Source organism: Nocardia crassostreae (genome assembly GCF_001613405.1).
GTDB lineage: Bacteria > Actinomycetota > Actinomycetes > Mycobacteriales > Mycobacteriaceae > Nocardia > Nocardia crassostreae.
Genome location: NZ_BDCH01000014.1, coordinates 452,944 through 474,232, shown reverse-complemented (window position 1 = coordinate 474,232; position 21,289 = coordinate 452,944). Strand labels below are relative to the sequence as shown.

The following is a 21,289-nucleotide window of genomic DNA, read 5'->3' as shown; positions in this document are numbered from 1 at the left end:
GTTTAGCATCGGCGGCCGCCGCGGTTGTCTGCGAAACGTTTCACGGTCGTCGCGACGGCCGTATCCTGCGGATATGCGCGCCGGGCAGTTTGCGGAACAGTGGCCTACGGTCGCGCCGGATGCCGATGCGCTCGAGGTCGCCCGGCTACTGGCGGAAGGTCGGCTGCCCGGGGTCGTGGTCCTCGATTCCCCTGGCTCGCCCACCGTTGTCGCGGCCTGGCAGATGGTCCGCGCGCTCGTCCCCGCGTACGTGCGCGAGATGCCGCTGCTGGCCGGAGTTCTCGACGAGCACATGTGGGATCGAGCAGCGGACCGGCTGCGCGGCAAGAAGATTCGTGATGTCGTCGCCGCGCTGCCGGACCCGCCGGTGGTGCACGGTGACGACACCTTGGCGGTGGTCGCGGAAGTGATGGCGCGGACTCGGAGCCCGCTCGTCGCGGTGGTCGCCGACGGGTCGTTGATCGGCGTCGTCACGTGCTCGCGACTCCTCGGCGTCGCGGTGGGGATCTGATTTTCCGCAACATTTCGGCGACCGCGTTCGGGTGCCGTGCGCGGTGGCCGTCGCGCACAATGGCCGGTTGCTCTCGGGACGATCTCGGATTACGACATATCGGACCAAGGCCGTTAGGGTGTAAAGAACGCGTCAATGCGACGCGGGGTGTGCCGGGAAGTCTGGTCGGCGAGCCAGGGCCACGTGCCCACACGTCGACGCCCCGGAGGTTTGTTCATGGCTGCCGCCACCCCGCGCCAGCGCCCGATCTTTCTCGGCCTGTTGTCCTGGTCGGAGCGTTCGGCATTGGCGCGAGCGCTGCGGACGGAAACGGTCGGCGGGTTGCTGCTGCTCGGCGCGGCCGTGCTCGCGCTGGTCTGGGCCAACTCACCATGGAGCGACTGGTATCAGCGGATCAGCGACTTCCACATCGGCCTCGCCGCGCTCGGGCTGGACCTGTCGGTGCAGCATTGGACCGCCGACGGGCTGTTGACGATCTTCTTCCTCGTGGCGGGAATCGAGCTGAAGCGGGAACTGGTCGTCGGCGAGCTGCGCACTCCCGCAACCGCCGCGCTACCGGTGGTGGCGGCGCTGTCCGGCATGGCACTGCCCGCCACGGTGTATCTCCTGGTCGTCGCGATCGGAGGCGGCAGCCCGGCGGGCTGGGCCGTACCGATGGCGACCGATATCGCCTTCGCGCTGGCGGTCCTCGCCGTGCTCAACACCCACCTGCCCGCCGCTCTGCGCGCGTTCCTGCTCACCCTGGCCGTCGTCGACGACCTCGGCGCCATCGCCATCATCGCGTTCTTCTTCACCGACGATCTGAACCCCGTAGCGCTCGGGGGAGCGGTCGCCGGTCTGGTCGTGTTCTATCTCTTGCAGCGCTACCGGGGCCGGGGTTGGTGGTGGTATGTGCCCCTCGGGCTGGCTATCTGGGCGCTGACCTACTTGGGAGGTGTGCACGCCACCGTCGCGGGCGTGTGCATGGGCCTGCTCCTGCGCGTGACGCGGGATGAGGAAACAGGGGAGGTCGCCTCGCCGGGTGAGCGCACCGGCCATGTGCTGCGACTTGTCTCAGCGGGCCTCGCGGCCCCGCTGTTCGCGCTGTTCGCTGCCGGGGTGACGATGTCTGTTTCGGCGGTGGGGGAGGTGTTCACCCACCCCGAATCCCTCGGTGTGGTGCTCGGATTGGTCGTCGGCAAGACCGTCGGAATCTTCGGCGGGACCTACGCGGCGGTTCGCTTCACCCGCGCGCAGCTCAATTCGGATCTGCGATGGGAGGACGTGTTCGCGCTGGCGGCGCTGGCGGGCATCGGATTCACCGTCGCACTTCTCATCGGCGATCTGGCCTTCCCCGCCGGAGCCGAGCAGATCAAGGCCGCCGTGCTCATCGGATCGCTCGTGGCCGCCGTCCTGGCCGCGCTACTGGTCAAGCGCCGCAACGGAATCTACCGGCAGCTGTGCGAGGCCGAGGACCGTGACGACGACGGTGACGGCATACCCGATGTGTATCAACGCGATACTCCCGAAACCAACGGTCCGGGGCGCGGCTGACCCGTTCCGTGCTCGCGTCACGGCGTCTGCACGGCGGCCGTGAGTCTGCCGTGCTGCTCGTGGTCGGCGACCGCGGCGAGGAGCTGTTCGACATGCGTCGGTAGGTCCTCGATCCGGAGTTCGATCCCGGCGATGTGCGCGCGATCGATGAAGGCCAGCAACGCTTTCGCGCCGGTGACGTCCATGTAGGAGACATGCCGCAGCGATACCGCGACGGTGGGTTGCTCGGCCGGCAGAGAGGTGAAGACGCCATCGGCGGAGAGGAACGACAGCGGACCGTGAATGTGGTGCACGCCGTCATCGAGGACCACGCGCGCGGTGCGTCGGCGTGACCGCATGGCGTGCACCGCGAGCGCGACGACCACGCCCACCGCGACCGCCACCGTCAGATCGACGAGCACGGTGATCACCATGGTCGAGAACATCACGAGCGCATCGCCTTTCGGCACGATATGCGTCTTTCGCAGCGCCTCCCAGTCGAACATGCCGAAGGCCGTGATGATCAGAATGCCGGACAGCACAGCCAACGGAATGTACTGCACGAGGCCACCCAGTCCGGCGACGAGGACAAGGAGGACGACGCTGTGCGTCGCGGCTGAGAATGCCGTGCGCCCATCGCTTCTGACATTCACCACCGAGCGCACGGTCGCCCCGGCCCCGGCCAGTCAGCCGAAGAGACCGGAGGCGATATTGCCGAGCCCCTGGCCGACGAGTTCGCGATTGCTGCGATGCCGGGTGTGGGTGATGTTGTCCATGACCACCGAGGTCAGTAGCGAGTCGATCGATCCGAGCAGCGCGATACTGAGCGCGGGCAGCAGCAGCGATGTGAGCTGTGATCCGCCGATTTCCGGAATATGAAGTGTCGGAAGGGCTTCGGGAATCTCGCCGATGTAGTCGATCGCCCGGTTGAGCGGTAGTCCACCGATACTGAAGTCCTGCAGCGCGGACCTGATCAGCGGCAGTGTCGCGGTGGCGATCACCAGCACGATCAGGCTGGCCGGAATCGATCTGATCAGCCTGCCGATGACGGCCGTGAGGACGATCGTGACCGTCACGAGCAGAAAACTCCGCTGTACCTGATCCAGCTCACCCAGAATGATGATGAGCGCGATCCCGCCCATGAACCCCGACACCACCGGATGCGGAATGAATCGAATGTAGGACCCGAGCCTGCACAATCCGAACAGGATTTGAAGCGCACCCGCCAAGACGAAGGCGATGAAGGCCGATTCGAGCCCGTGCGCGGCGATCACCCCCGTGGCGACGACGGTGATCGGACCGGTCGGCCCGGTCACCTGCCCTGGCGTCCCGCCGAAAACCGCGGCGAAGAACCCGGCGAAGATCGCGCCGTACAGCCCGACCAGCGCACCTTCCGGCGACCCGGTGGCGGTAATGCCGAACGAGATGGCCAGCGGTAAGGCCACGATCGCCACCGTCAATCCGGACAACGCTTCCCTGGCAATTCGCTGCACCACAGTCGGAGCCCCTGACCTCGCGACGCACCCGAACCCGACCCGCGCCGGGCCGGATTGCCGACCAGACTTCCCGGCACTCCTGCCCGTAAAGATGCTGTAAAGAAGCACCCAAGCGCAATACCACCTGTGCTTTGCCGCGTCGATTGCTCCAGGATCGCAGTGGTGTTGCGGTGGATGTACAGTCCTGCCTGTGGGGCAACCTCTCGAGCGGCCGTACCGCGCTGTCGCGTCCGCCGAGTCCGCCATCGCCGCGATCGCGGACTATACGGCTGGGTATTTCGAGCACACGGCTGACCTCGTCGTGGTCGGCATGGACATTGGATCGGCCGATCAGATCGCGAAATCGGTTGAGGGAGTGGGATATCCGTCTACCCATGCATTCTGGGAAGACTTCGTGAACAGGCTCGTCGAGCGCGGTGTCCTGCGAACCGATATCGATGTCGTGACGACGGCGGCCACTTTGTCCGCGCGTGCATCACCCCGGCTGTTTCGGGTGCTGCGTCGTGAAAGAGGATGGCCCGCAGCGAAATACCGTGACTGGCTGACGTTGGCGCTGACGGTGTATCTGCTCGACCCATGAGTAGGAGCCTGCGCGATCCGTAGCAGCTGGCTACGTGCAGTTCGAGTGTTGCTGGCCGCGCACCAGTCCTGCGACCACACCCGCATAGATCCAAGCGAGCAGGATGTCCGTGAGGTAGTGCTCGCCGCCCCAGATCAGTGTGAACGCCATGGCGAGCGGAAAAGTCGCCAGTGCCAAGCGTATCCACCATCGCGTCCACAGCGGCCAGAGGGTGACAACCAGTAGGAGCGCGAAGGCGGCGTGCAGGGAGGGCAGCGCGGCTACGGGATTGCTCTGGCTCTCCAGCCAGCGCGTGCTCGTATCGATGGGGACGAATCCGAAACCGAAGCCGGCGATGCGATCGACTCCCGGTTCGATGAAGCCTTCACGGGATGCGTACCAGGGCGGGGCGGCCGGCAGCACGATGAAGGTGGCCAGACCGAGGTAGGACAGCAGAAGTACGCGCCGCATGAAGCCGCTCCACAGCACGCGTGAGCGGACGTAGAACACGGCGGCCAGCAGCCACGGTGCGATGAAGTGGGTGGTGTAGACGGCACCGGTGAGCGGCGTCCACCACGCGCTGTCGGCTGGCAGCCGCTGTTGGAGCCATACGGTGGGGATCGTACCGCCGCACAGCCAGCGTTCGACGGCCACGAGTTCGGATACTCGGACCGGCATGCCGAGGGTGTCGGCAATGCCGCGCGTCTGGTCGTAGATCACCAGTGCGGCCAGCAACGGCAGCCAATCGGTGGCGATGCGTGCCTGTTCCCGCAGCGGCCGATCGAACTTCCAGGCGACGATGCCGAGGAGAATCCACGCCGCCTGGTAGACACGATCGGTCGGGATACCCAGGGTAAGGGCAGTAATGATCAGTGCGGCCAGGTAGCCGAACCGGATCAGCCCGCGAAGCAGTCGCCGCGGGTCCGCCGCGGGTCCGCCGCGAGGGTGGTCAGCGCCGACCTGGACGTTTCGCCCATCGTGTCATTGTCCGCCCGTCGTCGCCGGAGCCCATGTGGCGGTGGCAGCGCCGGTTCAACTCACCCGGTGATTCGCGAACCCCACCCGGGGAGTGGCGGGGAGGGTTCCGGCGGCGGGTCGGCGGGCATCCGGCTCGGTGTCTCGAGCAGGTAAGCCGGGTTGACGTGCGAGTTGGCCTGCGTCCATGCCGTGCACTGTTCGGCCGGTTCGACGACATCGTCGGTACGCGCCGACGGGCTCCAGTCGACGTCGTCGACCGTCCAGCCCTCGAACACGTTGTAGTTCGGGGCGCGATAGGGCTCCGGGTCCATCGACAGGAGTCCGCGCTGGGCCCATTCGTCGGCACGGTCGATGGTGGAGTGCATGGTCAGCCACATCGGCACGCCCTTGGGCGGTGCGTACGGCTGGTCCTGTCTCCAGATGTATGTCGCGCCGACGTCGTAGGACTCGGCGACATTGGTGTGGTCGACGCAGTACATGGCGGTGAATCCGGCGGGATTCGGTTTGATCCGCATGATGCGGGCGAGGAAGGTGCCTGCCCAGCGCAGCTTCCAGTTTCCTTCGGCGGCTCCGGGCGGATACGCCCCGCCGTCCGGGATGCGCAGGCCCTCACCGTCGGGGATGGCATCGGCGTACCCGGGATACGCCAGCCTGGCACCGACCGACATGGCGAGCTGTGTGCTCTCCGCGAAGGCCCGCACGACGGCCGCTTCCGGTGTCTCGAGGTCGATGTTGTCCGCTGCGGTCCAGCGGAAGGTGTAATCCCCGGCCCACTCCACCGGGAATGTGTATTCCGCGGCCACGCTCGGCGTTGGATGAGCGACCGTGGTGACCTGTGCGGGCAGGCGATTGTCGGTTCCGCAGGCTGTCAGCCCGAGCAGTGCCGCCACGGCGATCACGCACCGGCGGGCGCGCGCCAGCGGCGACGTGGCGAGCGCCGAGCTACCCGCTGTCGTGTGCGCAAGAGTTGCCCGACTATTGGTACGAGATAGAGACATGCTGAGACGACAATAACGCACCTGGTCGCTGACGTGCCCGACGTACTCGGCTGGATTGCGGGCAGGCCGCTCAGGAAGCGCTACTCCCAGCGGAAGCGGCGTGCCGCGAGAAGCGTCGCGGCGCTCAGAATCCCCGCCAGGACCAGGGGAGACGCCCAGCTGTCGGGTTTGGTTGTCCCAGCCAGAGATCCTGCAACCAGGTGACGAGCTGGGTCAGCGGGGAGAATTCGGCGATCCGGCGCACCCCGTCGGGCCGCCGACATCCGCCATAGTCCGACATTCGCCGCGCGGAAGGGGGCAATGCGCCAGGACGGGACAACATGATCTGTCCTTGACTGCACGCGGCCACTGCCTGCTCCGCCGGGCTGCCGACGTGGTCGGCGGCGCGTTCCGGATCTTGGTCGCCTCCGGGCGCGCTGCTCGGCGCGTCGGTGGGTCTGTTCCTCGGATGGGCCGCGACAGGACCCGAACCGGCGCCCGCCCCACAGAACAATTGACACTCAATAGCCATCGAGTCAGGAGAATCCCGAGCATGAATGTCCAGAACGCCCAGTGATGAGCGCTCACTACGTCCGGCGAGCGATTCTCGACCGCCCCGCCGTGCCGTCCTTCGATGACTATCCGTTCTCGTTGCCGGTGGTGCGCGGGCTGTCCGAATTGGAGTTGCATCCACGGGTGACGTTCATCGTGGGCGAGAACGGTAGCGGCAAGTCGACGCTGTTGGAAGCCATCGCCACGACCTGGGGCTTCAACCCCGAAGGTGGGACCAGGAACTTCAGCTTCTCGACCCGCAGCTCGCACTCGGGACTCAACGAGTATCTGCGGCTGGTGAAGTCGACGCACCGGCCGCGTGACGGGTTCTTTCTGCGCGCGGAGAGCTTCTTCAACGTCGCCACCAATATCGAGGAACTGGACCGCGAACCCATGTCGACACCGCGCGTGATCGACTCCTACGGCGGCGTCTCGCTACACGAGCAGTCACATGGAGAGTCGTTCTTCGCACTGCTGATGCACCGATTCGGCGGGCACGGCTTCTACGTACTCGACGAGCCCGAAGCCGCGCTGTCACCGAGCCGGCAACTGGCGATGATCGCCCGCATCCACGAACTCGTGCAGGCTCGATCCCAATTCCTGATCGCCACCCATTCACCGATCCTGATGTCCTACCCAGACGCCTGGATCTACCAAATCGGCTCGGACGGTTACGAACTCGTCGAGTACGAGGACACCGAGCACTACCGCATCACCCGCACCTTCCTCGACAACCCCGCGAAATACCTCGACGAGCTACTCGACTGACCCGACTCGGATCGCGGCTGCTCACCCGGATTCGAATTGGTGGAGGCCGGGGGAGTCGGCGCCGACAGCGAGGGGACGGCTACATGAAAGGCGTCCGCAGGGTCCCCACCATGGCCGCGCGGATCGACAAACGTTCAGGAGGTGCGAACATCGCTGAGGTGATCAGATCGCTGGGTGATGCGCTCGACGCCTTCGGCAGTGTAGGTTGGCTGGGCTTCACACCCCGGCCGTTCCTTCTTCTGCCGCTGCTACGGACAGGTTGTCTGTCGGTGCTGATCAGCGGTCAGCGAGCGGATTCGGGGTGGGCCGACCGATTCGGGATCGAGTGCGTCTCGGCCGAGGACCTCACCCGGACACGCGACGAGGCCGGAGGTCGAAGCGGTCTGAGGCACCTGTTGCCCCACGCCGGTGAACTCCTTTCCCGGTGGCGCGGCCGCCGATTGGCGTTGGCTTCCTACGGGCAGTGGTGGCCGGAGTGGCGGGCCGCCCTCGCCGGATCCGGCGTGGATGTTCATCCGCCACCGACGGGGACGCTTCCGGAGTTGCTCGTCGACAAGACCCGTATGCGGCCGTGGCTGCGGTCCATCGGTGTACAGACTCCGGCCGACACCGTGACAGCCAGGCTCGATCACCGGTTGCTGCATCGTCGTTTCGGGTGTCCCTATGTGGTCCAGCAGCCGCGGGGCACCGGCGGGCACGGCACCTTCCTCGTGCGCGACGAGCAGGGCTTGGACGGCATCCCCTCGGGTGGGCCGTGGCTGGCCAGCCAATTCATCCCCGGTGTGCCGATCAACTACCACGGTCTTGCCACGGGAAGCGGCATCAGCGTAGCTCCCGGATCTGTCCAACTGACCGACCTGGCCGAGGGCGGCGCCCCCTTCGGGACCTATTCCGGCTGCGACTTCGGTGCCCTCCATGAGCTTCCGGCCGCCACGCAGCAGCAGGCCCGCCGAGCGGTGCAGCGGATCGGTGACGCCTTGGCGGCGCTGGGGTACCGGGGCATCTTCGGTGTCGATCTGGTCGTAGCCGGTGGGACGGTGGTCGTGCTGGAACTCAACTGCCGGATGCAAAGCTCCACGTGGTTGCTGGGCGAGCTCGAACTGGGCGCCGGTGTCCTGCCCACCAAGCTCCGGCACATCCTCGAACAGCACGGGTACGACACCGCGGGTGAGCTCCTGCCCAAAGCGCCAGGGGCGGTACAGGTTACGTTGCGGTACGACGGACCTGCCGCGCGACTGACGGAGGTGCCCCGCAGCGGCCGGTACGCCCTCATCGATTCCGGCCTCGTCTGGCGTGGCGAAGGATACGGTCTACTGGAATGCGGCACAGACGAAATCGTGCTGGTCCACCTGCCCCGTCCAGCAACGGTCCTCGCGCCCGGAGCCGCGCTCGCCCGCCTGATCAGCCACCAACCCCTGACCACCCCCGACGGGCGGGCCTTCACCACCCGCGGCCGGCAGACAGCATCCGCAACACGTTCACTTTTCGGACTCTCCGAACAGCAACATCGGCAGTGAACGATCAAGACCCTGGATTCATGGCATAAACGTCCGTACATGGCGGCCTTGGCATCACGCCGTGCCGATTCCGGCGCGCTGGCCCGGTGTGCCAGCTGGGTCTCGTGTGTACAGGTCGCGATCACACCACGGCGAGTAGTTTCTGCCGGTCGGATCACTCCGACCCGCCGCGCGAACTTGCCGAGTTCGTTATTGCTGCTCCGCCCGTGCTCTCGCGATGGCCGCAGCCTGACCGGGATCGTGGGCAAGTGGTTCGCCGGGAAAGTACACGACATGATCGCGGGCGCAATAGTACAGCGCTGCCCAGTAGGCCGCGGTCCGGTCGTATCGCGCCTGCGCACGTCGCCCCGAGCGCAGTGTCAGCAGGCCGAGGCTCCACGGCAGCCAGGTGATGATCAGCGGTACCGCGAGGGCAGTGGCCAGCGTGGTGGGGGACAGCCCCGCCGCGATCTGGCTCTGGAAGTAGGCGTAGTGCGTGAGCCCGGCGAGTACCAGCAGGGCGATACCGATGCCGGTCTTCGCCTTCGGCCGACCCTCGGTGAAATCCAGGGCTCTCGCCAGGTCCGTCTGCTCGACCTGGAACTGACTGGTCGCGCCGTAGCGGCCCGGCCTGCTGAGGTAGCCCCGGGTGGTCCCCTGCTCCACGACCGCCGGGACGCTTACCGCCTGATCCTGCATCCCGCAGCGAGGGCAACGCATGTCCACGCCTTGCACGCTAACAATCCACCCGCGAGCAAGGGATGCTTCTCGCTCACCCGGTGGTCGACGAGGTGTGTGATTCCGGAATCACCAGTGAACTGATGAACACCGCCATGAACGATTTCATCGACCGTGTCTTCGCCGCCGCACCGAATTGACCTATTCGAGTGGGCTGTCGGAATCACGCAAGACGGCGGCGGCTCGGCGATCTCCACCTCCGGTCAGGCCGGTTCCGCGGTCATCTCGGGGACCGCACCGTGGCGCAGGTGCGGCCTGGGATCGCGCCGTCGGGTGGGGTGATGCGGGCGATCCAGCCGAACAGGTGGGAGGTGATCCACAGGTTTCCGTCGGGGCCGGTGTTGATGTAGGCGGGGAAGGAGCCGACGGAGAACGGGAGGGCGCCGCTGGCCAGGCCTACTTCGAAGCGTCGCGCGATGGTCATGGTGGCGGGGTCGATGGCGATGAGCTGGCCGCGGCCGTACTGGCCCGCGCCGAGGGTGGCCCACATTCTGCCGTCGGGTCCGGTGGCCAGGCCGAATGGGATGCTCTGTACGGGCACGTTCATTTCGGTGACGCGGCCGTCGGTGGTGATCTTGACAATGCGTGACGGCGGTGCGGGTGCGGTCACCCAGAGCGCGCCGTCGGGGCCCGCGGCCATGATCGGGTTCTGGGACGGAAAGGTGTGGGGCAGTGCGTATTCGGTGGATTCGCCGGTGGCCGGTTCGAACCTGCCGACGCGGTTGGTGACGAATTCCGGATACCAGAGCGCGCCGTCGGCGCCGACCACCAGTTCGTGGCCGCCTGCGAGCGGGTGGGGCAGTGGATAGCGGGTGATCTCGCGGGTGGACGGATCGATGCGACCGAGGTAGCCGCCGAGCAGGGTGCTGAACCAGACGGCTCCGTCTGGGCCGGTGGTGATGCCGGTGGTCCCGGGCAGCAGGCCGCCCGCCGGAATGCGCTCCAGCTGAAGGGTTGTCGTGTCGAGGCGACCGATATCGGCGGGCGGCAGGGTGAACCAGAGACCGCCGTCGGGCCCGGCGGTGAAGCGTTCCGCGAAGGAGGCGAACCCGACCTGAATCTGAGTCACCGCGGCCGCGGGATCCGCTGCCTGAGGAGGGGCGGCCGTCGCGGTGCCGCCGAGCACGAGGGTCAGCGTGACGATCGCCGCGGATCGCCGGAGAAGTCCGAGCGCCATTGCCACTCCTGAAATCGGGACGGTCGGCCTCCGCGCGCACGGACGGCAGCCCTCTTCCGGCGATCGAACCCCGAAAACCAGTGAGCTGTCGAGGGATTCGCCCGCCAGGATGATGTCCACGAAGGTCAATCGGCGGCCCGGGGCAGCGGCTTAGATTGCAGCCCTGTCGAATCGCGTACCAGGAGGAGTTCGAGATGACGGATCTCATCGGCTGGTTCCAGTACCAGATCGCCCAGCTGTCGAGCCTGCCCGGCCTTATCCTTGCCACGGGCTCGGCGCCCAACGGATGGCGCTCTGCCTGAGCGGGCAGCGCGCACGCCGAGTTCCGGTCATGGGTCAGCCGATTCGGATCGTCTTGGTGACGAAGTAGTTCGGCGCGTTCTGGGGATCGCTGCCCCAGACGAACTGCTGTAGCCGGTGCGCGGGGCCGAGGTCGACGGTGAAGGTCAGTCGGCCCTGCGCATCGGCCACCACCTCGCGGACCGACGCGCCGTCATCGACACGCAGCGGTACGCCGGGACGGTAGTTGCCGGGTGTGGTGACGGACTGGAGTCCGGAGCCGGTGAGCGTAAGGCCGGTTCGGGAGGCCGAGCGAATGTCGAGAAACTCCGCCGCGCGATCCGGATCGGCGGTGAATGTCCAGCCCCGGACCGAGAATTCGGCGTCGGCCCGGCGATAGTCGAAGGTCTCCGGTTCCGGCGTGCCGAAGGCGGCGAGCAGTTGCGGCCAGAATTCGTGCAGTTGCCGCTGCCAGTACCGCCAGGTGTGCATGCCGCAGCCGTCGACGTCGCCGCGATAGGGGATTCCGGCCTGATCCAGTGCCCGCAGCAGTCCCAGGGTGCCCTGCGCCACCACCGGTTCGGTCAGCTGAAACGGCTGGGTGAACGGACCTTCTTGGGGTACCGACAGATTCGCGAGGTCCTCTTGGTCGCACGGCACTCCGTTGCCGGTCTTCGCGTAGAGCGCCAGTCCGCGCAGATTGCCCGCCAGATCCGGCGGATTCGAGTTGCGCCACCAGATCTCGTCGACCGGCAGCGGGCCGAACAGCCCTGGTCCGCGCAGGTCGCCGCGACAGGACAGGACGGCGGCGCGCTCGATGGCGGTGTAGATCACCCCGCCCGCGCGGTCCGCGCCCAGCAGCACATCCGGTTCGCCGCTGAAACTGGCCGCGGCGGTGAACATGCCGGGATGGCGGGCGGCCAGGAACATGGCGGACAACCCGCCAGGCGCGACGCCCGCGACGGCGCGTTTGCGGCCGTCGGCCAGGGTGCGATAGGACGCGTCGATCCGGGGAATAAGCCCGGCCATGAACTGTGATTCCCCGCGGCAGGATCCGTCGCGGGCATCGAGGTAGAACGACAGCGCCGCCTGGGTGGGCAACACCACGATCACGTCCTGATTCTCGGTGAACGCGGCCAGGTCGGTGCGCTCCAGCCATTCGGAGTGCGGGTCGGCGGCGCGGCCGGTGATCCCGTTTCCGGCCTGGATCAGATACAGCACCGGATAACGCCGGTCCGACTTCCAGTAATCGATTGGCAACAGAACTGTGTAGGGCAGTCCATCGGCGACGCCGGTGTGTGTCCGCTCGGCCGGGTCGGTAGCGGCGCGGGGCGGCAGGGCGGTGCAGGCGGACAGCGCCAGCACCCCGATGATCAACGCTACGACCGTGTTCCGCATCGATTCCCCTACCCCGGTATGCGCCTGGTGCGCTGTCTTGGCTGATCAGGAGACTGTCGCAGGAGAGAGGAGCTGTCGATGGCCGCGGCCGCCAATTGGTTGGCGGCTCGGATCAATCGTTCACGATCGCGGCGCACCGTACGCTACAGCAGTGTCAAATTCGTTGCAGGGGGATGTATCCGACGCAAAATCCACACCCCGGCGCATCGACCGGCGCACTGTTCTGGTCGCTGCTGGCGCTGTTGCGGGGGCATTGCTCGGAAGCGGTCGAGCCGCAGCCGATCCGCCCGATTCCGGGCGGACCGAGACGATTCTGGAGCACGGCGACGGGGTGATCGTCAGCGAGGTGATGTGATACGCGCCGATGCCGCCCGGATCGCTGCCGCATCCACCCGATCTGGACTACGTCGGATACCTGCGGGTCCGATCCGAGGACGGCCCGGACGATCCGGCCGCGGCCGATGCGGTCATCTCCACCCAGGCGGGTGCGTCGGAGGGGCCCGCCTCCCTGGATCCGCTCGCCCGGAACACCGTGCGCGAGTTGCGCAGACACGGGATCCGGGCGGAATTCTGGGTGATGGACCGGCGTGACAACCGGGTCAAGGACGCCACCGGCCTGGCCGCCGCGGTCGAGGCGGGTGACTACCGGATCGCGCTGGACTACTACTACCGGGGCGGGGAAGCGGGCGGTCGGCGCTTCGACGGGTTCACCGTGCGGGGCGAGCGCGCCAATCTGCTCGCCGATTACGGCCTGCGCCAGTTGATCGAGGACTGGCACTTCATCCACACCCGTGAACTGCCGGATCCGTCGCTGCGTCGGCGGAAGCTGTTCATCGGCGGGCATTCCTACGGCGGGCAGATGATCGCGCTCTACGCCTCCTGGGATTTCGGCGATCGCGGCGATGACACGGACGCGGGGAGCAATCAGATCGCGGGATATGTCAGCGTGGACGGACCGATGCACACGCGGATCGCCCCGGGCCACATTCCGGTGTTCTCCCAGGCGATCCGGATGTTCTGGGACAGCCCCCTCGGCGCCATGCCGGTGGAGGTGGTGAATCAGGGGCTGCGGTTGGGCGTCCTGCCGCGCACCGTGGCGCTGCCCAATGTGCTCGACGCGTTCACCACCGACATTCCGCCCGAGGTGCTGCCGAATCCCTTCCCCGACATCGCGACGATGCTGAACGTCATCGGCATTGCCGCTCGCTTCGAGCCCGAGGCGGAATCGCTACTGCCGCACGAACTTCCGCAGTTGTGGTTGTGGGAGACGTTGGGGCGTGTCATCTTCGGCGGCGGAATCCCCGAAATGATCTCCAATCAACCGAATTTCCGCGATTTCCGCATGACCAACGCGGCCGTGCTGGGTGCGACCTACAGCAGTCACGGCGTGGGCAGCTTCTTCGCCACCGCCTTCGGCACCTACGACGGCGGGCCGGTGGTGGAACGCAAGGTGCCCTTCGGCACCGAATTCAACGCCATCCCCCTGCTGGGCTGGGGCACCAGCTTCGCCACGTGGGTGCCGCGCATGGCCATGGCCGAACCCGGACGGCTCTATACCTGGCGCAACTACGACCGGGTCGGCGAACCGTACGACTTCCCGCAGCGGGCCGCGAACGGCGGCCCGTTCTCCACACCGGCGCACCAGCATTGCGATGCCCGCCAGATCGCCGCCGCGGTGGGCGCGGCCCGCCTCGGCTTCCTGGAGCCCTACGTCTCAACCCGCCAGTACACCGACGAGCTGTTCATGCTGAGCGGAAACCGCAGCGGGGACTTCCGGTTCCTGCGGTTCGAGGACTTCCGCGGCCGGGTCCCGGGTATTCAGCTGGTCAGTGCCCAGTTGTGGGGCAAGTTCCGCTGGATCCCCGGTTTCGTGGAGCCGGATGCCGTTCTGGTCGCCGACTACAGCCACCAGGACATGATCAATGCCGCCGCCGTGCAGAACGACGGCACACCCGATCCGGTCATGTGGCACACCGCCGATTTCGTCCAGCGCACTCTGGAGATCCTGTGATTCGCCGATTCTTCCGTACGACCCGCCACGGTCTGGCCGCCCTCGCGATCGCCTGCACCACCGTGGCGGCAGCGCCCGCGCATGCCCAGCCGTCCCCGCAGCCCCCGGACCCGGTCTATCCGTTCACCCAGATCGGCCAGCTGCTGACCGGGACCATCCGGGACCTCACCGCGCCGGGCATGGCCGAGTACCTGCTGCGCGCTGGAATCGCGGTCAACGCCGCCAATCTCGCGCGACCGTTCGCGGGGCTGACGGATCCGCTGACCTGGACCGGACCCGACGCCCAGCAGCGGCAGCTGACCGCGGCACAGCAGATCTTCGACGCGCTCGCGCACAATCTTCCCTTCGGCGCCGGGCTGCCGCCGCATCCGGACTACCTGCCCGACTGGAATCACGACGGCAACTTCTTCAACGACGTGACCGACGCGGTACTCGACGACGACTATGCCGATCCGGGCGTGCGGGAAGCGCTATTCCGCTACCCCTGTATCAACACCGACGGCAGCGTCTTCTACGAAAACACCGACGGCGCTTGCGTTCCGGGGAGCACCGCGACCGGATTCAAGCTCGGCACCGTCACCAAGTTCACCATTGTCAACAATCGCTGGATCCCGCTCATCGCGAAAATCTGGCTGCCCGAAGGGGCGCAGAGCTCCGGTGCGCGCTATCCGGTCACCGTCATGGCGCCGGGCGCGACCGAGAAGCAGATCGACGTCGCCATGTACACGCAGTCGGCGGTGCGCAAGGGCTTCATCGGCATCACCTTCGAGGAGGCCGGAAACGCCACCGGCGCAGGCAATGTGGGCGATATGTTCCTGCCTTTGCTCGGCGTGCCGCGATGCCAGACGCCGGGCGCCTGCCGGGATGTGCAGGACGTCGTGCGCTGGCTCAATGCCGCGCCCATCACCCCGATCGCCGACCCGGGCAACGAGATCGGCAATGCGCTGGCCGGTCTCATGCCGCGGCTGGTGCGGCAGAATCCGGCCTACGCCCCGGCGGGTGACAATCTCGTCAATCCGTGGATCGATCTGATGGATCTCGACCACATCAACCTCTGGGGCCAGTCCTACGGTTCGGTCGGCGTCAGCGCCTACCCCTACTGGCAGGACAAGGGCGTCGGCATCGACGGTCAACCGCTGCCCAGGGTCGCCAGTATCGTCGCGCTGTCCGGCTTCTCGGACGCGCCCGCGGCGATTCCGATCCAGTACCAGACCGCCGATTTCGACATCCCGGCGCTCGGCGCGTACGGAATCACCTCCACGCCCAATGGTTTCGTGGACGCCACCGACGGGCCCATCGGCACCAAGGAACGCTACGACATCCTGCGGCAGGACAAGACCCGCACCGCGCCACTGCAATTCATCACCTATGAGGGCGGCAGCCACGGCGATTCGATCAACTGGCCGGGCGTGCCGCGCAATGTGCTGTCGCCGCACCTGTCGACCACCTACGCGGTCAACTGGTTCCAGTGCTACGGCCGCGCCGACGCGGACGACTCGGCCTGTGCCGCGCTGGCCGAACCGCTGCCGGGCCTCTCGCGCGCCTTCGCCACCGAGTACTCGCCGCAGGGCCCGGCCGGTCTCAGCTACTGCGTGACCATTCCGGACCGGGCCACCCTGATCCAGGCCGTCCTGCGCCCGGACTGGTTCCAGCAGAACCAGACCGGCCCCGCCCGCTACGACTGCACACCCCGTTGACCGCCGCATCCGCGACACCCGGAGGTTCCATGAGATTCGCCCGCGCAGTTCGCTGGCCGCTGGCGGCGGCGACCGCCGCCCTGTTCGTCTTGCCGGTGGCCGCCTTGCCGAGCGCTCACGCGGAAACGCCGGGGCGCACCGAGGTTCCCGTCGACCGGCGCGGTGATATCGAGGTCACGCGGGTCACCTGGGATGCGCCCCTGCCCGAGGGCTCGGCACCGCACCCGGAGTCCTGCGACACCTTGTCCTTCCTGCGCTACCGATTCGCCGACGGTCCATCCGACGCGCAGGACGTCGACGCGATCGTCAGCGCGCAGGCGGGCAATATCGGCGGACCGAGTTCGCTGGGCACCCTCGCGGTTTCGACCCTGCACAAGCTGCGGGCGGCGGGCACCACCGCCGAATACTGGGTGATGGCGCGCCGGCCGGTGTGCCTGGAAGACCGCACCGGCATGAGCGCCGCCGTGCGGGCGCGGGACTATCGGCTTGCGCTCGACTACTACTTCCGCGGGCAGCCGGTGAACGGGCGGACCTGGACCGCGTGGGCGGACAATGTGCAGCAGCAATGGCTGGCCGACTACGGGCTGAAACAGACCATCGAGGACTGGTATGTCGTCAACCGCAGTGAAATACGCTCGGCCGCGGACCGCAAAGCCCGGCTGTTCCTCACCGGACATTCCCTCGGCGGCCCGTTGACCAGCGACTACGGCCAATGGGAATTCGCCGACGGACCCGGGTACGCCCAGATCGTCGGCGTCATGGGCGTGGACGGGCCGATCCGCTCGGACCCGTTCCTGGTCAAGCAGTTCGGGTTGCAGCCGGTGGCGGATGTGTACGCCATGATCGGCATGGCGGTGGCGCAGGCCGTCCTCGACGCCGGGATCGCACCGCAGTCCACGCAATTCGGCATCGCGAATACCGGCGACTTGTTCAACCTCATTAATATCGCCGGTATCGCGGCCCGCTTCGATCCGGAGGCGGAAAGCCTGATCCCGCAGGCGATCCCGCGTACGCCCTTCTGGGATATCGTGCTCGGCACGCTGTTTCCCGGCGGCCCGGACTTCCGGGAGTGGCGGTTGACCAATGCCGCCGTCCTCGGCGCGCTGATCGGCAAGGTCTCCATGCCCTCGGTCGGAGTGCAGGCCGGGTTCGGCACATTCGAGGGACTGGTCGTGGAGAAGCGGGTCGTCATTCCGCCCGAGCTGACCCAGCTCCCCGTGGTGGGTGGGATGCTGAAGGTGGTGTCGTCCAATCACCTGGTGCGACCGGCGGATCCGGTCGGCCGGCTCAACGGCTGGCCAGACTACGACGACCTCGACCGGGCGCAGGACGGCGGTGCGCCGTTCACAACGCCCGAGGAGCAGGTGGCGGCGCTCGCCGATGTGGCCGCCGATGTGGGCGCGGGCGACCTCGGCTACACCACGGCCTTCGACTCCAACCGGCAACTGCTGGACATGGCGTTCGCGGGCACCGGCTACCGCGGCGGCGACCTCGCCGGACTGCGCCACGCCGACTACCTCGACCGCGTCCCGAACGTCACCGTCATCGTCGACATCTGGCGGCCGTACCAGCAACTCGGCCCGAACCTGGGGTTGCCGTGGCTGGAATTCGGCCAGCCCGCCGCGGCGGTGTACGCGCACAACTTCAGCCACTTGGACATGGTCGCGGGCGCCGAGCGGCAGAACAGCGGCCGACCCGAACCGGTGAGCAGCACGGCGGCGGATTTCATCCTCGGCGTGCTGGGAAACCACTGACCGGGATTGCGTAGAGACACAGTGCGGCAATGGGTTTCGGTGGGTCTCGCGATTGCCCTGTGCGTCTGCCCCGGTATGCGGACGGCAAGAGCGGAACCGGCGACGGCGAGCGAGCATCGCGCCGACGGCTCGATCGGCGACTGGTCCGGCACGGCCACCATGCTGGCGGGGCGGACCACCATGGACCGCGGTGAACTGATCTACGACGACTACCTGTACGACGACTACGGGCCCAAACTGGACCGGCTGCCGAATCCGACGCCGTTCCAGTCGCTGCTGTCGACCACCAATGGCGACTACCGGTATCCGGCCGCGGACGACTACGGGTACAACGCGGCGGATCTGCGGCAGTTCCGGGTGGCCGCCGATGACGACGCCCTGCACCTGGCGGTCTTCTTCCAAACCCTGAAGACGCCCGGCACTTCGATCGCGATGGTCGGAATCGACACCGACGGCGATACAGCCACGGGTGCGGCGCAATGGCCCGACGGGGCCCATCTGCGGACGCCGGGCTGCGATGTGTTCGTCACGATCTGGGGGAGCGGAGCCCGGGTGACCACGGCGGACGGCCGCGTCACGGCCGTGCCGCACGGAATCGAGTTGGCGGAGAACGTCTTCGAGGCGGACATACCGTGGGAGACGCTGGGCCGGGTGGCCGACGGAGCCCGGCTCGGCATCGTCACCGGACTCGCCGACGGCGATCGATTCCAACAGCAGCAGCCCGGTGCGACAGCTGTTTTCGATGCCGGGTTCCAGGGCGCCGAAGAGTACGGCAAGATCGAACCGCCGACCGGCGCGGATACTTCGCTGACCGCGCTCGATCTGTGGAGTGATCGGCGGCAGTCGGCCGCGCTGGGCGTCGGCGACCTGTCCGCGTTCATGCATTCGTTGAATGCGACCGCGCTCCGGCAGCGGCGGTCGGAACCCTTCGTCCTGACCCCGGGCTTCTACAACCGCAACTTCCGGTCGCGGTACGACTACGGTGAGGGCACCGTCGGCGGCAACGGCGCCCCCACCCTGACCCGCCAGACCGAACCGATGTTCAAATCCGGGTACCAGCCCTATGCGCTGTACATCCCGGAAGGCTACGACCCGGCGCGTCCCGCGCCGGTGATTCTGGACCTGCACTCGTTCATGAACAATATGAACCAGTACGCCGCGCTGACACCGAATCGACTGCGGCAGTCCGGCGATGGTAACGGTGCGCTCGTGTTCACGCCGCTGGGACGGTCCACCAACCCGTCGGCCATTCCCGATATCGGCATCCTGGACGTCCTGGAAGCCTGGGACGATCTCACCGCACACTATGCCGTCGATCCGGACCGCACCGCCGTCACCGGCATGGCGGAAGGCGGCCTGCAAGCCTATCGCCTCGGCCTGCTCATGCCGGATCGATTCGCCAGGGCCGCAGTGCATCTGGGACCGATCAAGGACCCAATCTACCTGGGCCCCGGCCTCCCGGCGATCGCGCGCCCCGGCCTGGAGGTCCTTGGCGACACCAGCCTGCTGGCCGAGAATGAGTTCAACCTGCCCTACGAACTCAATTACTCCTCGACCGCCCCGCTGGTTCCCCTCGTCGGGGCCCGCGCCCTGGAATCCATCTATCAGCAGGCGGGCAACCCCTATCGCTTCTACGACAATCCCACCCTCATCGAACCCTTCGACGTCTTCTACCACGACGACTGAGCGCACTCGGCCGCCTGGCTCACCGAAACCCCCAGGACGACAACGCCGGTCCGCGTCCTCTATGTGCGCTATCCGGTCCATGACCCGGGTCGCGGCACCGATATCCGCTTCGACCGCGCCTACTGGGTGTCCGACCTCGAGGTCCGCGACACCTCCGCGGGCGAGCCCGCCCACGGTTCGATCGATGCCACCACCTTCGCGCTCGGCGGTCACCTGCCCGCGACGGCCCCGGAACAGCCGACCTTCGACCTCAGTGATCCGGGTGCACCGGGGTTCGTCAACGGTGCGCGGCGCATCGACGGCGCGCCGATCGAGCCCGCGAACGGCTTCGCGATGACGCTGACGAATATCGGCTCGGTGCGCCTGGACGCCGCCCGCATGGGCCTGTCGTCCGACGCGCCGATGACCGCCACCTGTCGCGGTGACGGCCCCACCACCATCCGATTCAGCGGTTTCCGGCCGGACACCCCGCACGCGGAGCTCGACGGCGTTCCGATCCCGATCACCCAGGAAGACAACGGTATTGCCGTGACCGTCGATCTGCGCGCCGGTGTCGACCACACCCTCACGTTCCGATGACGTACCGCCGTGCCCGCGCCGATTGGACAGCTCCGGTCGGCCGCGAGTCCGGCCTGTACGAATTAGAAAACATCACTGTAATATTCGATCCGCGGACAACCGCGGCGCATGCGAGGAGGCAGGGCGTGACCGATATCGGTACTTCCCGGCAGTGGCGGCAGATCGATTCGCCCAGAACGGAACCGGGACGACTCGCCACCATCGGCCCGGTGGCGTGGACAGCGTCGCGGATCGCCGGGTTGACCGTGCGTGATGTGGCGCGCGTGGCGGCGGGGCCGGACGCGGACGGCTGGGACGAGCGGCAGCGCGCCCTGCTCACCGCAGTCGACGAACTAGTGGCCCATCGATGCGTCTCCGACGACACCTGGGCCGCGCTGCGCGAGTTCTACGACGACCGGCGGATGGACGATCTCTGTCTGCTGACCGGCAATTACGCCATGCTGGCCATGCTGCTCAACAGTGTCGGCGCGGCGGTGGAGGACGGCGGCCGGCAGTCGCGGGCCGTGCGGTGGCTGCGCCGGGGGGATGCCACCGCCGCAGTGCTGGACCGGATGAGGCCGGACACGGCGTGCGACACCGCCTAGCCACACCTCACACCTCGAGAAGGAATCCCATGGCCGTCGCCCGCCTCACCGAGATCATCCCAGCCCCGATCGATGTCGTCTTCAAGGTGCTGACCGACCATCGCCGCTACGCGGACATCACACCGCTGCGCGCGGTGGAGATGGAGTGCGACGGCCGGACCGAGCCCAATGGCGTCGGCGCGATCCGGATCATCTACGTCCTGGGCCGCCGCTTCCCCGTGGTGCGCGAACAGGTGACCGAGTACGACGCGCCGGAGCGGTTCGCGTACCGCATCGTGTCGGGACTGCCCGGTGACATCCACGGCGAAGTGACGCTCACTGTCGTGCCCGAGGGCACCCGCATGGAGTACCGGCACGAAGTGGTTCCGCCCTTCCCGCTGCCGGAAGTCCTGGTGCGGGCGGGGAGCCGGTTCGTGATCGGCTTTCTGGTGCGCGGTGTCGCGCGCGAATCGTGCCGGGTCATCCGGCGGCGGCAGGGCCGGGCGCAGACGGATGCGTAGACTGACGCCACCGGGCGGGCCCCGGCCGCAGCGGGAA

The 21,289-nt window shown here is 67.3% G+C and carries 18 protein-coding genes and 1 pseudogene; 12 read left to right on the top strand and 7 right to left on the bottom strand.

Annotated features, from left to right (window positions below; all coding sequences use genetic code 11):
• The first annotated feature begins 73 nt into the window (after positions 1 to 73).
• Entirely contained in the window at positions 74 to 511 is a 438-nt protein-coding gene (locus tag NC4_RS14775) for a CBS domain-containing protein (protein WP_067537775.1), read from the top strand.
• Between the two features lie 216 nt (positions 512 to 727).
• Complete coding sequence (gene nhaA, locus NC4_RS14770) at positions 728 to 2,044, top strand: Na+/H+ antiporter NhaA (protein ID WP_067538100.1); 1,317 nt, start codon at positions 728 to 730, stop codon at positions 2,042 to 2,044.
• A 17-nt stretch (positions 2,045 to 2,061) separates the two neighbouring features.
• On the opposite strand, the gene NC4_RS44625 is transcribed toward nhaA, so the two are convergent.
• Positions 2,062 to 2,382 (bottom strand): STAS domain-containing protein, encoded by a 321-nt coding sequence (locus NC4_RS44625; RefSeq protein ID WP_369690751.1) that lies wholly within the window; start codon positions 2,380 to 2,382, stop codon positions 2,062 to 2,064.
• 87 nt (positions 2,383 to 2,469) lie between these two features.
• Positions 2,470 to 3,516 (bottom strand): annotated as a pseudogene (locus NC4_RS44620) (SulP family inorganic anion transporter); the annotation flags it as partial.
• Positions 3,517 to 3,709: 193 nt separating this feature from the next.
• Between NC4_RS44620 and NC4_RS14760 the strand changes: the two are divergent.
• Entirely contained in the window at positions 3,710 to 4,099 is a 390-nt protein-coding gene (locus tag NC4_RS14760; protein ID WP_067537772.1) for a hypothetical protein, read from the top strand.
• Positions 4,100 to 4,129: 30 nt separating this feature from the next.
• On the opposite strand, the gene NC4_RS14755 is transcribed toward NC4_RS14760, so the two are convergent.
• Complete coding sequence (locus NC4_RS14755) at positions 4,130 to 4,990, bottom strand: phosphatase PAP2 family protein (protein WP_084529093.1); 861 nt, start codon at positions 4,988 to 4,990, stop codon at positions 4,130 to 4,132.
• A gap of 125 nt (positions 4,991 to 5,115) precedes the next feature.
• Positions 5,116 to 6,054: a hypothetical protein gene (locus NC4_RS14750; protein WP_157554718.1), complete on the bottom strand. Its 939-nt coding sequence runs from the start codon at positions 6,052 to 6,054 to the stop codon at positions 5,116 to 5,118.
• A 555-nt stretch (positions 6,055 to 6,609) separates the two neighbouring features.
• Between NC4_RS14750 and NC4_RS14745 the strand changes: the two genes are divergently transcribed.
• Both NC4_RS14745 and NC4_RS14740 read left to right on the top strand, forming a co-directional pair.
• On the top strand, positions 6,610 to 7,353 hold the full coding sequence (locus NC4_RS14745; RefSeq protein WP_157554716.1) for an AAA family ATPase: 744 nt from the start codon (positions 6,610 to 6,612) through the stop codon (positions 7,351 to 7,353).
• 158 nt (positions 7,354 to 7,511) lie between these two features.
• On the top strand, positions 7,512 to 8,870 hold the full coding sequence (locus tag NC4_RS14740) for an ATP-grasp domain-containing protein (RefSeq protein ID WP_067537763.1): 1,359 nt from the start codon (positions 7,512 to 7,514) through the stop codon (positions 8,868 to 8,870).
• A gap of 189 nt (positions 8,871 to 9,059) precedes the next feature.
• On the opposite strand, the gene NC4_RS14735 is transcribed toward NC4_RS14740, so the two are convergent.
• From NC4_RS14735 to NC4_RS14725, 3 genes are all read right to left on the bottom strand, one after another.
• A complete protein-coding gene (locus NC4_RS14735) occupies positions 9,060 to 9,569 on the bottom strand; it encodes a hypothetical protein (RefSeq protein ID WP_218021116.1) in 510 nt (169 codons plus the stop codon).
• A 238-nt stretch (positions 9,570 to 9,807) separates the two neighbouring features.
• Complete coding sequence (locus NC4_RS14730; protein ID WP_067537756.1) at positions 9,808 to 10,764, bottom strand: Vgb family protein; 957 nt, start codon at positions 10,762 to 10,764, stop codon at positions 9,808 to 9,810.
• Positions 10,765 to 11,100: 336 nt separating this feature from the next.
• Entirely contained in the window at positions 11,101 to 12,441 is a 1,341-nt protein-coding gene (locus NC4_RS14725) for an alpha/beta hydrolase (protein WP_084529090.1), read from the bottom strand.
• A 364-nt stretch (positions 12,442 to 12,805) separates the two neighbouring features.
• On the opposite strand from NC4_RS14725, the gene NC4_RS14720 reads away from it, so the two are divergent.
• From NC4_RS14720 to NC4_RS41050, 7 genes are all read left to right on the top strand, one after another.
• Positions 12,806 to 14,452 (top strand): hypothetical protein, encoded by a 1,647-nt coding sequence (locus tag NC4_RS14720; RefSeq protein ID WP_067537750.1) that lies wholly within the window; start codon positions 12,806 to 12,808, stop codon positions 14,450 to 14,452.
• Positions 14,449 to 16,149, top strand: a complete 1,701-nt coding sequence (locus NC4_RS14715) for a hypothetical protein (RefSeq protein WP_067537747.1) — start codon at positions 14,449 to 14,451, stop codon at positions 16,147 to 16,149. The genes NC4_RS14720 and NC4_RS14715 overlap by 4 nt, the downstream gene beginning before the upstream one ends.
• 29 nt (positions 16,150 to 16,178) lie before the next feature.
• Complete coding sequence (locus NC4_RS14710; RefSeq protein ID WP_067537745.1) at positions 16,179 to 17,903, top strand: hypothetical protein; 1,725 nt, start codon at positions 16,179 to 16,181, stop codon at positions 17,901 to 17,903.
• Positions 17,904 to 17,942: 39 nt separating this feature from the next.
• Positions 17,943 to 19,589, top strand: a complete 1,647-nt coding sequence (locus NC4_RS14705) for a hypothetical protein (protein ID WP_157554712.1) — start codon at positions 17,943 to 17,945, stop codon at positions 19,587 to 19,589.
• Between the two features lie 63 nt (positions 19,590 to 19,652).
• On the top strand, positions 19,653 to 20,168 hold the full coding sequence (locus NC4_RS14700; RefSeq protein WP_067537740.1) for a hypothetical protein: 516 nt from the start codon (positions 19,653 to 19,655) through the stop codon (positions 20,166 to 20,168).
• A 125-nt stretch (positions 20,169 to 20,293) separates the two neighbouring features.
• Complete coding sequence (locus tag NC4_RS41055) at positions 20,294 to 20,752, top strand: carboxymuconolactone decarboxylase family protein (RefSeq protein WP_169814802.1); 459 nt, start codon at positions 20,294 to 20,296, stop codon at positions 20,750 to 20,752.
• A 29-nt stretch (positions 20,753 to 20,781) separates the two neighbouring features.
• Positions 20,782 to 21,252 (top strand): SRPBCC family protein, encoded by a 471-nt coding sequence (locus NC4_RS41050; RefSeq protein WP_067537733.1) that lies wholly within the window; start codon positions 20,782 to 20,784, stop codon positions 21,250 to 21,252.
• Positions 21,253 to 21,289 lie beyond the last annotated feature (37 nt).

Bases quoted from the DNA above. Each gene is read 5' to 3' on its own strand.
- NC4_RS14775 (WP_067537775.1), top strand. From the start codon at position 74: ATGCGCGCCGGGCAGTTTGCGGAACAGTGGCCTACGGTCGCGCCGGAT.
- nhaA (WP_067538100.1), top strand. From the start codon at position 728: ATGGCTGCCGCCACCCCGCGCCAGCGCCCGATCTTTCTCGGCCTGTTG.
- NC4_RS44625 (WP_369690751.1), bottom strand. From the start codon at position 2,382: ATGCGGTCACGCCGACGCACCGCGCGCGTGGTCCTCGATGACGGCGTG.
- NC4_RS14750 (WP_157554718.1), bottom strand. From the start codon at position 6,054: ATGTCTCTATCTCGTACCAATAGTCGGGCAACTCTTGCGCACACGACA.
- NC4_RS14745 (WP_157554716.1), top strand. From the start codon at position 6,610: ATGAGCGCTCACTACGTCCGGCGAGCGATTCTCGACCGCCCCGCCGTG.
- NC4_RS14735 (WP_218021116.1), bottom strand. From the start codon at position 9,569: ATGCGTTGCCCTCGCTGCGGGATGCAGGATCAGGCGGTAAGCGTCCCG.
- NC4_RS14730 (WP_067537756.1), bottom strand. From the start codon at position 10,764: ATGGCGCTCGGACTTCTCCGGCGATCCGCGGCGATCGTCACGCTGACC.
- NC4_RS14725 (WP_084529090.1), bottom strand. From the start codon at position 12,441: ATGCGGAACACGGTCGTAGCGTTGATCATCGGGGTGCTGGCGCTGTCC.
- NC4_RS14720 (WP_067537750.1), top strand. From the start codon at position 12,806: ATGCCGCCCGGATCGCTGCCGCATCCACCCGATCTGGACTACGTCGGA.
- NC4_RS14710 (WP_067537745.1), top strand. From the start codon at position 16,179: ATGAGATTCGCCCGCGCAGTTCGCTGGCCGCTGGCGGCGGCGACCGCC.
- NC4_RS41050 (WP_067537733.1), top strand. From the start codon at position 20,782: ATGGCCGTCGCCCGCCTCACCGAGATCATCCCAGCCCCGATCGATGTC.